Here is a 13778-nt window from a genome sequence, read left to right as displayed (position 1 = left end):
TAGCCACTTTTAAGCTATGCTTAGGCCATGGCATTTCCTATCCGTTTTATAAAATATAACAAAAATGATTTCTACAAAAATAAACGAGTGAACTAATCTTATCTTAAATCTTTAGTTTGGATGTGGTCCATGTCATCAAAGTTTTGATTTTCACCAACCATTCCCCAAATAAAACTATATGCTTTTGTACCTACACCACTATGGATGCTCCAGCTTGGCGAAATAACCGCATCTTCGTTGTGCATAACGAGATGTCTTGTTTCTTGTGGCTGTCCCATCATATGGAATACGATATCATTTTCTTCCATATTGAAGTATAAGTAAACTTCCATTCTTCTTTCATGTGTATGTGATGGCATAGTATTCCATAAACTACCACTTTGAAGTTCTGTAAGACCCATTGAAAGTTGACAGCTCTTACATACTGCTGGATGAATATATTGATTAAGCGTTCTTACGTTCGCTTCTTCTGGCGTACCTAAATATCTCTTATTAGCATCTTCATAACCAATTTTGTGTAATGGATATACTGCATGTGCTGGTGCGCTGTTGATGTAGAATCTAGCAGGTTTATTGCCATCTACACTTTCAAAAGAAACTTCTTTTGTTTCTTTCCCAATATAAAGACCATCCTTATAATCCATTTCAATACGATTGCCATCTACTACAATAATACCTTTACCACCAATATTGATAACACCCATTTCTCTTCTTTCTAAGAAATAATCGCTACCAAGTTCTTTTGAACCTTCGATAACAAGGGCTTTATTTGTAGGAACAGCTGCACCTACAATAATACGATCTACATGACTATAAAGGAATTTAAGTTCTCCTGGCATGAATAAGTTTTCAATGAGGAAATTTTCTCTCATTTCCTCTGTAGTCATTCTTTTTGCTTCATTAGGACTAATACTATATCTTACTTCCATGTTAAACCTTCCTTTCCTTCTCATCAACTATAGCGTCCTCATCTAAGATGAGGACACTTATTTATTATTAACAAATAACTTCTTCATTCTTAAAACTTACATAGATTATCTAGCTAACCAACCACCATCAACTGCTACTGTGTAGCCATTTACGTAGTTTGATGCTTCTGATGCTAAAAATACTGCTGGACCTTGCATATCTGCTGGTGTTCCCCAACGTCCTGCAGGAATACGATCTAAGATTGCTTCACTTCTATCTTGGTCTGCTCTAAGAGCCGCTGTATTGTTTGTAGCCATATAGCCTGGTGCAATAGCATTTACATTAATGTTGTGCACAGCAAACTCATTTGCCATAGCTCTTGTAATACCCATTACAGCTGATTTAGAAGCTGTGTAAGATGGTACACGAATACCGCCTTGGAATGAAAGCATAGATGCGATGTTAATGATTTTACCGCCATTACCTTGTTCAATGAATTTTCTAGCTACTGCTTGTGAGAAGAAGAATACCGTTTTTAAGTTAATGTTAATAACATCATCCCAGTTTTTCTCAGAGAAATCGATGCAGTCTTCTCTTCTAATAATACCAGCATTATTGACTAAGATATCTACTTTACCGAATTTTTCTACTGCAGTATTAATAATACCTTCGATTGGATCTGTTGACATTAAGTTAGCAACAACACCTACAAATTCTCCACCTTTTTCTTCAATAGCTTTTTGTGTTTCTGGCATTTCTACATAGTCAACACCTACTACTTTTGCACCTGCTTCTGCATATGCAAGAGATATTCCTTGACCTAAACCTGTTGATGCACCTGTTACGATTGCTACTTTTCCTGCTAAGCTAAATTGATCTAAAATCATTTGACTTACCTCCTAAATATGTATTTATTTTTTATAATAAAAGCTTACTTTATAATGTAACACCATCTTTGAAGATAGCTAAATCACGAATACCATTTTCTTCTGTCTTACACTGAATTTCTCCAGACGCTAATGCTAAAATATAGGCATAAAATTCTGTTGAAACCTCTTCCATTGTTCTGCCAAGTAAAAGCTGACCTGCATTAAAGTCAATCCAGTTTTTCTTCTTAGCATATAATTCATTATTACTTGAAATTTTCACAGTTGGTACTGGTGATCCAAATGGTGTCCCTCTACCTGTTGTAAAAAGAACAATATGAGCACCTGAAACAGCAAGGGCTGTTGATGCAACCAGGTCATTACCAGGAGCTTGAAGTAGATTAAGTCCCTTAGTAACAACCGGCTGACCATAAGTAAGAACATCCTCTACCGGTGCACTTCCACCTTTTTGGGTACATCCTAAAGACTTATCTTCAAGTGTTGAAATACCACCTTTTTTATTACCTGGAGATGGATTTTCATAAACCACTTGATCATGTTTAATAAAGTAATTTTTGAAATTGTTAATGAGTGAAACAGTTTTGTCAAACACTTCTTCATTAACACAACGTTTCATAAGAAGCGTTTCAGCCCCAAACATTTCAGGTACTTCAGTAAGAATGGTAGTGCCACCCTCGCTGATTAATTTATCAGATACAGCGCCTACTAATGGATTAGCTGTGATGCCAGAGAATCCATCTGACCCACCACATTTTAATCCGATAACAAGCTCTGAAGCAGGTACATCTTCTCTAGTAAATCCAGAGGCATAATTTACAAGTTCACCAAGGACTTCTAGTGCTACTGCTACTTCATCTTCATGCTCTTGAGAAACAACAAATTTAACACGTTTCTCATCGTAGTCACCAATTACTGCTTTGAGGCCGTCTATGGTGTTGTTTTCACAACCAAGCCCGAGTACTAGTACCGCCCCAGCATTAGGATGATTAATTAAACCAGCTAATGCTTTTTGTGTATTTAAAAGGTCATCACCTAACTGTGAACATCCATAAGGGTGTGTGAAAGTATAAATACCATCAATATTTTCTTTAATTAAACTTTGTGCCTTTTTTTCAATCATTTTAGCAATATCATTCACACAGCCAACTGTTGGAATAATCCATACTTCATTACGAATTCCCACTTTACCATTTGGTCTTTTATAACCTTTGAATGTAGCTGGTGCATGAGCTTCTAATAATTTAACTTCAGGCTCATAGGTATATTCAAGTAAATCACCAAGACCAGTTTTTAGGTTATGGGTATGTACCCATTCCCCCTCACTAATATCAGCTGTTGCTATACCAATTGGATTACCATATTTAATAATTGCTTCACCTTTTTTGATAGGTACAATGGCTTTTTTATGACCAGCTGGAATACCTTCCGCTTCTTTAAGAGCTACCATCACATTATCTTTTTCATTAATTTTAATAAAATCTAACATAGGTTTATTCTCCTATCCTATTAACTCTTCGAGTGCTTTTCTCATACCCACTGCTGCAATTCTTTCTAAGTGAGCTGTAACTGTATCATTGAAGTTTTTATACTCACCTAAATCTTTACCCCAGAATTTTGTATGGGAAGTAAATTCTTTTACAAGCTGTGCTGTTTCTAATTTGCCAACACGGCTAGCAAAGAATTCAAGTACATCAGCATCGTCCATGATACGATATTCTTCTTCACCACGTTTACCAATTAAAGCACCATCTACAAGTTTATTTGAATTGTAGAATGCCATAAGTGCAGCAAATGAGAATGTTAAATATTTAGGAATGCTACCTTTAGCTTCGTAATGATCATGGAAGCTTACAAGGTTTCTAGCTTTCCATTTTGATACCGAATTAAGTGAAATAGCTAGTACACTGTGATCGATAAATGGATTTTCAAAACGCTCAATAACTGAGTTTGTAAAATCTACTACTTCGTCATGTGGAAGATCTACTGTTGGAACAATTTCATCAAATAATAAATGCTCCATATAAGTACGAATGGTTTTATCTTCCATACAACCTCTTACAATATTTTCACCTGCAAGATAACCTGCAAGTACGGTGCCTGTATGACCACCATTTAAGATACGAACTTTACGATCTCTATATGGTTTTAAGTTATTTGTAAATACGACATTGCAGCCTGCTTTATCTAGTGCAAAGCTTTCTGAAATGTCTTTATCACTTTCAATAACCCAAAGACCAAATGGCTCTGCTACGTCTAATAAATCATCTTGATAACCAAGTTCTTCGCAAAGTACTGCTGCTTCTTCTCTTGGATAGCCTGTTACAATACGGTCTACCAAAGTGTTACAGAAAATATTGGCTTCTTTTACCCAAGTGGCAAACGCTTCACCAAGATTCCAAAGTGCAATATAGTTTAAAATACATTCTTTTAATTTTTCTCCGTTTTTCTCAATAAGCTCTACTGGAAGAATTTTTAATCCTTTTGAAAGATCTCCATTAAAGTGTTTGTAGCGATCAAAGAGAAACTTAGTGAGCTTACCTGGATATGTATTAGGAGGTGTTAATTCAAATTCGTCACTCTCGTCATATACAATACCTGCTTCAGTTGTATTAGATACGATAAATTCAAGTGTTTCTACTTTTGATAACGCTTCGTATGCTGCATAATCTTCATTAGCTGCTACACTCTGGCTTACGCAAGTGATAATTCTTTTCTCATTAACTGTTTCACCATTAGCTTTTCCTCTAAGAATAACTGTGTAAACATTATCTTGTGCTTTGAAACGTTCTAAGTTACCAAATGTAATAGGTTTTACAAGGGCAACTGAGCCATCGAAACAACCTTTTTCATTAGCTACATCTATCATTTGTTCTACGAATGCTCTTAAGAAATTACCTTCACCAAATTGAAGTACTTTAAGAGGACGTTCTTTTTTAACAATGCCTTCATTTACTTTTTTCATTTTATACCTCCGTTTTGTAAGCCATTTTGTAAGCTCTTACATTTTTGATTGTAATAATAAATTCCTTAAAAGTCAACAATTAATTAATAATTTATTTATTAGACATTGACTTTGATTTTTAGAGAAACTATAATATTTTTGAAAGCACTTACAGAAAGCAAAGGAGTGATGAAATTTTGAATATTTATGATATTGCCGAACGTGCTGGTGTATCCATTGCCACTGTTTCAAGAGTGCTTAATGGTAGTCCTAATGTAAGCACAAAAACGAAAGCTAAGGTATTAGGTGTTATTGAGGAAGCAGGTTATACACCTAACGTCTTCGCCAGAGGCTTGGGACTTAATACAATGAAAATGATAGGTGTGCTTTGCACTGATGTAGCTGATATCTTCTATGCAAAAGCAGTTTCTGTCATTGAAAACGCACTAAGACAATATGGTTATGATTCCCTTCTTTGTTCTACTGGCAAAAACTTAGAAGATAAACAAAAATACATTGATTTACTTTTAGCAAAACGTGTAGATGCCCTTATTTTAATTGGTTCTATTTTCAAAGAAGAAACCGACAACTCTCATATTGAAAAAGCTGCTGCCAAGGTACCTACTGTTATTATTAATGGTCTTATTGATGTACCTAATACTTATTGCGTGACCTGTGATGAATATCAAGCTATGTATGATCAAGTCATTCACCTAAACAAAAAAGGGTGCCATGATATTCTCTACCTTTATGACGTAGAAAGTTATAGCGGACTTCAAAAGCTAAACGGCTTTAAGGATGCTCTTAAGCACTGTGGTTTTGGTGTAAATCCTAAGCTTATTGCAAAGGTAGATAAAGATATGTCCCAAATTGAAGCCACTGTTATAGAGCTATTAGATGCAGACATCCATTTCTCAGCTATCATTGCTTCAGAAGACCAATTAGCCATAGGTGCTATGCATGCCTTACAAAAGAAAGGTCTTCATATTCCAGAAGATATACCTGTTATTGGTTTTAATAACTCCTTACTTTGCGAGTGCTCTATGCCTAAATTAAGCAGCGTAGATAACATGGTAGAAACCCTATGCAATACCGCAGTTAATGTACTTACTGATGTCTTTGATGGAAAAACTGTTACGAATAAAATGACTCTTTCCGCTAAATTAGTTGAAAGAGATACTTTTAAATTATAAAACCCAATTGTTAAAGGAGACCTATTCATGAAAAACTTTATGGACAAAGATTTTTTACTTTCTAATGAAACAGCAAAAACACTTTATCATGAGGCTGCTGCTTCAATGCCTATTATCGATTACCACTGTCATATCAATCCTCAAGAAATCGCTGAAAACAGAAGCTTCAAAAACATCACTGAAGTATGGCTTGGTGGAGATCACTATAAATGGAGAGCTATGCGTTCAAATGGTGTAGATGAAAAATATATTACTGGCGATGCATCAGATAGAGAAAAGTTCCAAAAATGGGCTGAAACACTTCCAAAAGCTATTGGGAATCCTCTTTATCATTGGACACACCTTGAACTTCGTAAATACTTCGGTTATGAAGGTGTATTAAATGGTGATACTGCTGAAGAAGTTTGGAATCTTTGCAACGAAAAACTTCAATCTGGTTCAATGAACGTAAGAGATATTATCGCTGCTTCTGACGTTAAACTCATCTGTACAACTGATGATCCTGTTGATTCCCTCGAATACCACAAACAAATTGCAGCAGATTCTACTTGCAAAGTTAAAGTCCTTCCAGCTTGGAGACCAGATAAAGCTGTTAATATTGAAAAGGATACTTTTGTATCTTATATTCGCCACCTTGCAGAAGTAAGTGAAATTGCGATTACAAATCTAGAAAGTTTATTTGTTGCATTAAATGTACGTTTAGATTTCTTCCACAAAATGGGTTGCCGCGCTTCTGACCACGGTCTTGATTATGTAGTTTATAACTCTGCTTCTTACGATGAAGTAGATGCTATTCTCAAAAAAGCTTTAGCTGGCGAAAAAGTTACATATGATGAAATGGAAAAATACAAAACAGCACTTTTACTTTTCTTAGGCGAAGCTTATGAAAAACGCGGTTGGGTAATGCAACTTCACTACGGTGCTATTCGTGATAATAACAAAGCTATGTTTGCTAAACTTGGCCCAGATACAGGCTTTGATTGCATCAATACTCGTAACTGTGCTGAAGGAACAGCTGCTTTCCTGAATGCCTTACAAATTCAAAATAAATTACCAAAAACAATCATTTACTCATTAAATCCTAATGACAATGCTTCTATTGGTACTATTCTTGGTTGTTTCCAAGGCTCAGAAGTAGCTGGTAAAATTCAACAAGGTTCTGCTTGGTGGTTCAATGATACAAAACAAGGTATGATTGATCAAATGACAAGCCTTGCTAACCTTTCAGTACTTGGTAACTTCGTTGGTATGCTTACAGACTCAAGAAGCTTCTTATCTTATACAAGACACGATTACTTCAGACGTATCCTTTGTAACTTAATTGGTACATGGGTTGAAAACGGAGAATATCCAGCTGATATGAAAGTCCTTAAAGAAATGGTTCAAGATATTTCATTTAACAATACAAATAAATACTTTGGTTTTAATGCTTAAGAGCTAGTAAACTCCAAGTTTCAACCAACAAAAAAAGTGTTGCGAAAATGCAACGCTTTTTTGTTGGTTGAAACTTGGAGTATCTATGTCACGTGTACAAAAAAATTCCTAATGCATTCTATCGCTTATTTCTCATACAAATAATAATCGTTAATGTTGAATCATTAGATTGTCTATATCACCCTTTAAACAGTTACAACATTTGAATGACATTCTTTATTTCAATTATCTTTTTTATTAGCTAAATGAATAGCATAGCTAATAAGGTTTTTCTCCATACCAACCTTTCCAAATAAACTGGGTGGATAACCAGGCCTTCCATTAATTTCATAAAGCCAAAACCGTTTTTGTTCATCAATACCCACATCAATTCCTAGTTGATCAAATTCTTTATGGGCCTGTTTTTCAAAATGTGCTGCAAGTTCTAGACCAAAGGTTTTAAGTTTCTTTGTCAATTCTTCAACATCTTGCGGAAATTCTTGTTGTAAGAACGTATCAAGAGGAACTCGCTTTCCACCATGATGAATATTGGAAATAATACTTTCACTAGAAGAAATCCTAGCATAAGTGGTAGTATTAACCCATTTGTTATCTCCATTTTTTATGAGATGTATTCTAAGATCAAATGATCGTCCATCACGTGTTTTAGAGTTGATATACGGCTGAACTAAGTACTGTTTTTCTTTAAGTTTCTCAGAAATAATTTGTGATATTTGCTCATAATCATACCTTCGCTTTTTATTATCTATTTCTATAATGTAACTATTAGTTGTTTTTTCAATATAATATACATTTTTGCCTTGACGGCTATTTAAAGGTTTAATAACAACTTTTGGATATTGCTCAAGAAAATGAAATACATCTTTAACAGAAGCTATTTTTTTAGATGGGATAATATATTTCTCGAATAATCCCCCTTTTTTTAATTGATTGTTAATCATCATTTTATCTCCTACCCAAAAAGTAGTATGAGGTATTTCTAGTCTTAACAGCTCGTATAATGCTCTTAAGCTGTGATGTCTCTTAGGAACGTAAGCATTAATCATAACATTTGGAAATGGTCTATTTGCTCTTTTCCATTTTCCATCAACAAGTATATAACCATGAATTTGCCTTTTTTCATAATTAACATCATTAAGTGTGAAATACATAAAATCTGCTCCCAATTCCTTAGCAGCACAAGCATAGTGATATGCTCTTAATAACTTTCTAGGGTGCCTTCTCACATACAAATATCCTATTAAAACCATTATCCTCTCTCCTTTACATATAAAAACTAAAATAATAAGCTTCTAGTCCCATCATATGCCAGACAACCATTCCGTGATATTCACTTTCAACAAATTTACCCACAAAACTAGTAAAAAGGCTGCCTTATCAGTTTTGTGGATAACCATTGAAGATTTTTTAATGAAATCATATTAAATCCTTTTTTTGCGGGGGATAAAGAATAAACTGTATTTTGGAGGTCGCATATTTTGCATTTACTCTGGCTTCCTCTTCTGTACTGCCAGTAGCAATAATATAGGCATAGCGATAACCCATGGACATAGGAGGTTGTACTGTCATACCTTTTTTTGCTCTAATATAAACATGCTGCACTCCAGGACACCTAGTCGCTCTATTTCTACCTATGACTTTTTCTAAAATTCCTTTTTCAGATAAAACGATATAATCGGCAAATACATGTTTTTTAAACCTATAGCTAATATCTGGATCTTGACCAATAGCAAACTTTATGGTTTCTTTCACTACATTAATACCAAAAGCACTGTCTAGTAATTTATTCATTGCACCTCCAGAAATACGAGGATTGATTTCTATAACCTTCCAGTTATTATTTACATAACGCATTTCTAAATGACAGGTACCATTTTTCATGCCATGAAGCTGAAGAATAGTTTCTATAGAAGTATAAAGACTTTCATAGAAATCATGGGTAGGATGAAGTAGTAAATTATAGCCTGTAATAATAAAACGTTTGAAAAAGGTGATTTCTTGTTCAATAATAGCAATAATATGCAGTTTGCCTTCAATCATAAAACATTCCGTTAAATATTGAGGACCATCAATAAATTCCTCAACTAACACTGGAATATCTGGATATTTATCAAATAAACTTTTACTAAACTCTTTAAATTCTAAGATGTTATTAGCTTTAATAACATCTTTTGAGCCTGAAGATAGTGGAGATTTAATGATAGCTGGTAAGATACTTTCTATTTCATCATCCGAGACTGAAGAAGGATTATCAATACATAGAAAATGAGGAGAATAGCTGGTATTAGCAAGGACCTTTCTTGATAGAATTTTATCTTCCATATTTTTGATAGCTTCAGTTGAAAAATGATTAACTCCAAACTCAGTAGCCAACTGACTAGCAAGATGGCAATAAGGATCAACAAAACTAATAATTCCACAAATGTCTAATGATTTGAAACGAAGTAATTTGAGTGCTTTCCTGATATCATCTATATTAGCTAAATCCACCAATCTTATTAAATGTATATCTGGATTGGATTTACGTTCTTTGATAAATTTAATTCTATTTGTTAATAATACTGTATAATATCCTAATTGTTCTGCTGCTTTAATTGCTTCACGACTAGAGCCTGATTTTTGAGAATCTAAAAACACAACTGTTTTCATTGTAATAGGCCTCCTTTTCATATTTATATCTACTAAATACTCTTAAATCATTTAAATTTACAAGCATAAGCCAGTCCTACATTTGTAATACTGGAGGTATTTAGTTGAATCTATGGGTACTGCTGAGTTATTCCTATTCTATATTCTAAAACTACCCCCTGATGAATCCTGTTAATTTGCTTAATATGATTAAGTGTATTTACAACACATCAATACGTCTTTCTACCCCAGCCCTTTATACCTATATTCTCTCTATTTTTAACGAACAGATAAAAATTCTCCAAGAATCAATGATTATAATTTACCTCTTTTAGCTAAGAATATAGCATAGTGAATAAGATTCTTGACAACATCCAATTCTAAATAAAAGGTAGGAGGACAGCCTGGGAGCCAGTTAACTTCATAAATCCAAATTTTTTGCCTATCATCAAGTGCTACATCGATACCAAGTTCATCTAACGATTCACCAAAATACTTTTCTTGAATGGAATCTAAGTGTTCTGCTAATTGAAGAGCAAAGTGTTCGAGATAACATTTAATATCATAGTATGAATCAGGAAACTCTTGCTCTAAGAAAGGAAGAAGATAGTTAGTAGAACCATTACTATTGATATTAGTGACTATCGTTCCATGGGGTGCAAAACGAGGATAAATCGAAGTAATATGCCATTGGTCATTATAATTTTTTTGAACATGTAATCGAATGTCATACACGACATTATCTTTAGTTCTACAATTAATATAGGGCTGGGCTATATAGGCTTTTTCATGAATCTTCGTAGAAATTATTTGGCAAAGCTCATCCAATTCGTATATTGAACTTTCTTTATTCTCTATTACATGATACTCATTACCTTTTGTTTCTATAAACATAATCTCTTGTCCTTTTCGACCATTTACCGGTTTAAACACTATCCTTTCATAAAATTCCAGAAATTCTAAGAAAATTTCAGTAGACTCCATATTTTCTTGTGGAATAAGATAATCACTAAATTCTTTTTCATTCTTTAGCCGCTCATAAACCTTCTTTTTACGTCCAACTGAATAGGAAGTAAAGGGAATCTTCTCTTTGAGTTTATTGATAACTTCTTTTGAGTGATTCAATTTTTCAGGGCATCCTGTGTTGTAAATAACATCTGGGAAGCGACTTTCAGTTTGTAACCATGTTCCATCTTCGTAAATATATCCATTTATTTTTTCATTTACAAAGTCTACACATTTAGGTGAAAAATAAAGTAATGTAGCTCCTTCAGCTTTAGCAACTGCTGCATATGCAAAGGCTTTTTTTACTGCTTCAGGATTCTTACGTTGATGAAGAAAGCCAATCAATATCACTCAGATCATTCCTTTCGTTAATTTGTTAATGTATAGTAATATATTATTCGTTTTATAGACAATCGGTGAGAGAAATATGTTGCTTTTTGTAATAAACCCTAAAATTGTAATCAAACTGTATCACCTTGTTACTAACTGAAAATGCATTCGTAATTTAACACAGAACGAGTACATTAATAAATATCTTATAGAAATTTGAATCCAAGTTCTTTGAATAAAATTTTGACCTCGTAGAATAATAAACATAATAAAACAATGAAAGGCGTGAATATAATGAGTCAATTTAACTTTACTGTATCCTACTTAGATGCTAACGGTCAAAAACATGATCAAGAAATTTATCTAGATAGTCAAGATTACAAAAAACATTATGAACAAAACTATTCAACTCTCATGCAAAACTATCCTCCTGATCAAGCAGAGAAACATATTTTAGCTACTAAAAAGCATTATATAGAGGAAAACCTTGCTCATCAATTTGGCAGCCATACTGCGTTAGAATATGATGTTGCTGAAATGATTGATACATTAGACCGAGATATAAAAGGTGCTTTGTAAAAAACTAGACCCTTTAAACTATCTTTATAGATAGCTTAAAGGGCCTAGTTTTTTGCTCTTTTATATTCAACAGTTCTCATAACAACCTATTTATCTATTAACTACTCTATTTCTTTAATCTTTCAATCTCTAGTCTCTGTTCTTCTATAATTCTTTGATAAGCGACTTCCTTCTCACACCACTCTTTACTAAGTATATTAATAAGAGAGGCCATTTCATCTGCACTGCCTATAATACGATTAAACAAAAGTAAGTTGGATTTAAGAATCTCCGGAATTTCTATATGAGAATATCGTAATCTATGGTCAATTTCTCCATACCCCTCCTCAAAAATAGTTCTTACTTGAATTTCTGCAATCACTCTTTGATTGGTTGGGTAGAACTCCACTAGATAATGTACCGACCTATATCCCGAGGCTCTTGACCTTACTTCTATATCGAGGTTTTTAAAGACATCCACATTGTCTCCCTCTCTTACATTGGCAGTAATTTCAATGACATTCCAAGTACTAACGATGTATTCATGAATTTCCTGCCACTGTTCCTTGAAGATATGAATAACTCTTATACCTATCAAATCATTAATTTCGTCTTTGTAATTCTCTACTGTAAACTGAAATTCTTCTCCATACTTCAGCTTCCTGTCTGCCACTTTTCTAATCACTTTTTCAATCAGTCTATCAGGTTCTTTCATTCTTGATTTAACCGTATGAATACTTTCTTGGGAGCGAAGAATATTAGCAATAAAATCACCATGATTCTGATAAGCATCCATATGAGTAATATAATCTTCATAAATAGACGATAGAGTGGCTATATCTATTTTATTCTCTTCAATCAATTTCAAAGTATAAGGATACTTCAGTAAAAATTCATCTAGATTAAAATCTGTTATCATGGTTATACTCCTTATCATCTTAAGTTATGTAAGCCATAGTATATCCTCTTTTTGTTGATCCTTACAGTGGTTATACTTTTTCTACTATTACTTATATTATATACTTATCAACTCATCTTAATCAAATAGTTTAGAGCTCATTTGTCATTGATATCTATTGATTTTCTCTAAAAGTGAATAGATACACATTTTAACGCTCTTCCCTAATAGCAATTGGCCACGCCAAGCTAATAGCCAATAATTCTTGACCAACATAGTAGGTTAATGAATTTAAGAAATCCCCATATCGAAGCCCCTCTACTCCAAATATCTTAAATAATAAAATACCATCAGAAATTAAAAATAATAAAGCTCCCACTATTGTTAATGTAACAGCCACTTTACTATCTTTATAATATCGCTTAAGAGAAATAGCTTTTACTACCATAAATCCTATAATAAACATATAACCCATTACCAATGGCAACATTCCTTTAAATTCAAATTTACCTATCAATAGGATCATTATCAAAGGTATAAGTAGGATTCCAAAGCACAAAAAATCTTCTTTGCTTATTCCTCTCAAACAAGAAAATGCTATGATATAGCATATATGAGCTACAATAAAACAAGCTACTCCTAATAAAAAATAGTTTCTCCCAGAAAAGGCCAAAAATACATCTCCAAACGTTGAAAGTACAAGACCACCTATTATCCAATAGTGATATACTTTATGATCCAAGTTTCTTTTACTACTTACCATTGCTGTGCCTATAAATAATAAACTCGTAAGTACCTTAAAAATTCTTCTACAAAGTACAGTTCCCATATAAGTGGATATAATGAGTCCACCTAATGATATAATCATGGTACAAAATAAAATATAATGCATAAATATCCCCCATTTGATAATAAAACTTTTTATACTAGCCTATTATTTCTATATCAATTTCTATGCACAGTAGGTAAAATTCATTCAACGATATGCTATACTT

At 33.4% G+C, this 13778-nt stretch carries 12 protein-coding genes; 3 read left to right on the top strand and 9 right to left on the bottom strand.

Annotated features, from left to right (window positions below; genetic code table 11):
• Positions 1–98 precede the first annotated feature (98 nt).
• The 4 genes from kduI to EKH84_RS08765 form a co-directional block, all read right to left on the bottom strand.
• A complete protein-coding gene (kduI, locus tag EKH84_RS08780; RefSeq protein ID WP_127065983.1) occupies positions 99–929 on the bottom strand; it encodes a 5-dehydro-4-deoxy-D-glucuronate isomerase in 831 nt (276 codons plus the stop codon).
• A 105-nt stretch (positions 930–1034) separates the two neighbouring features.
• Entirely contained in the window at positions 1035–1796 is a 762-nt protein-coding gene (kduD, locus tag EKH84_RS08775; RefSeq protein WP_127065982.1) for a 2-dehydro-3-deoxy-D-gluconate 5-dehydrogenase KduD, read from the bottom strand.
• A 49-nt stretch (positions 1797–1845) separates the two neighbouring features.
• Positions 1846–3282, bottom strand: coding sequence for a UxaA family hydrolase (locus tag EKH84_RS08770; protein ID WP_013656244.1), 1437 nt, complete (start codon positions 3280–3282; stop codon positions 1846–1848).
• Between the two features lie 12 nt (positions 3283–3294).
• Complete coding sequence (locus EKH84_RS08765; RefSeq protein WP_127065981.1) at positions 3295–4758, bottom strand: tagaturonate reductase; 1464 nt, start codon at positions 4756–4758, stop codon at positions 3295–3297.
• Positions 4759–4934: 176 nt separating this feature from the next.
• Here EKH84_RS08765 and EKH84_RS08760 point away from each other — a divergent pair, with 176 nt between their 5' ends.
• Both EKH84_RS08760 and uxaC read left to right on the top strand, forming a co-directional pair.
• Positions 4935–5930 carry a LacI family DNA-binding transcriptional regulator gene (locus EKH84_RS08760; RefSeq protein ID WP_127065980.1) on the top strand — a complete coding sequence of 332 codons (996 nt, stop codon included), beginning with the start codon at positions 4935–4937 and terminating at the stop codon, positions 5928–5930.
• A gap of 27 nt (positions 5931–5957) precedes the next feature.
• The gene (uxaC, locus tag EKH84_RS08755) at positions 5958–7364 is read left to right on the top strand and encodes a glucuronate isomerase (protein WP_127065979.1); all 1407 of its coding nucleotides are present in this window, start codon (positions 5958–5960) and stop codon (positions 7362–7364) included.
• A 221-nt stretch (positions 7365–7585) separates the two neighbouring features.
• On the opposite strand, the gene EKH84_RS08750 is transcribed toward uxaC, so the two are convergent.
• The 3 genes from EKH84_RS08750 to EKH84_RS08740 all read right to left on the bottom strand — a co-directional run bounded on the left by EKH84_RS08750 (position 7586) and on the right by EKH84_RS08740 (position 11348).
• Positions 7586–8614, bottom strand: a complete 1029-nt coding sequence (locus tag EKH84_RS08750; protein WP_127065978.1) for a YheC/YheD family endospore coat-associated protein — start codon at positions 8612–8614, stop codon at positions 7586–7588.
• Between the two features lie 166 nt (positions 8615–8780).
• Positions 8781–10013 carry an ATP-grasp domain-containing protein gene (locus tag EKH84_RS08745; RefSeq protein ID WP_127065977.1) on the bottom strand — a complete coding sequence of 411 codons (1233 nt, stop codon included), beginning with the start codon at positions 10011–10013 and terminating at the stop codon, positions 8781–8783.
• Positions 10014–10307: 294 nt separating this feature from the next.
• Complete coding sequence (locus EKH84_RS08740) at positions 10308–11348, bottom strand: YheC/YheD family endospore coat-associated protein (protein WP_127065976.1); 1041 nt, start codon at positions 11346–11348, stop codon at positions 10308–10310.
• 273 nt (positions 11349–11621) lie between these two features.
• On the opposite strand from EKH84_RS08740, the gene EKH84_RS08735 reads away from it, so the two are divergent.
• The gene (locus EKH84_RS08735; protein ID WP_127065975.1) at positions 11622–11906 is read left to right on the top strand and encodes a hypothetical protein; all 285 of its coding nucleotides are present in this window, start codon (positions 11622–11624) and stop codon (positions 11904–11906) included.
• A 106-nt stretch (positions 11907–12012) separates the two neighbouring features.
• Here the strand turns inward: EKH84_RS08735 and EKH84_RS08730 are convergent, their stop codons facing one another.
• Both EKH84_RS08730 and EKH84_RS08725 read right to left on the bottom strand, forming a co-directional pair.
• The gene (locus tag EKH84_RS08730) at positions 12013–12804 is read right to left on the bottom strand and encodes a RelA/SpoT domain-containing protein (protein ID WP_127065974.1); all 792 of its coding nucleotides are present in this window, start codon (positions 12802–12804) and stop codon (positions 12013–12015) included.
• A gap of 190 nt (positions 12805–12994) precedes the next feature.
• Positions 12995–13675, bottom strand: a complete 681-nt coding sequence (locus EKH84_RS08725) for a lysoplasmalogenase (RefSeq protein WP_127065973.1) — start codon at positions 13673–13675, stop codon at positions 12995–12997.
• Positions 13676–13778 lie beyond the last annotated feature (103 nt).

The organism is Cellulosilyticum sp. WCF-2, from assembly GCF_003990395.1.
In the GTDB taxonomy this organism is placed as follows: Bacteria; Bacillota; Clostridia; order Lachnospirales; family Cellulosilyticaceae; genus Cellulosilyticum; species Cellulosilyticum lentocellum.
The sequence above is the reverse complement of the archived record's forward strand: the minus strand, read 5'-3'. Positions and strand labels throughout refer to the sequence as shown.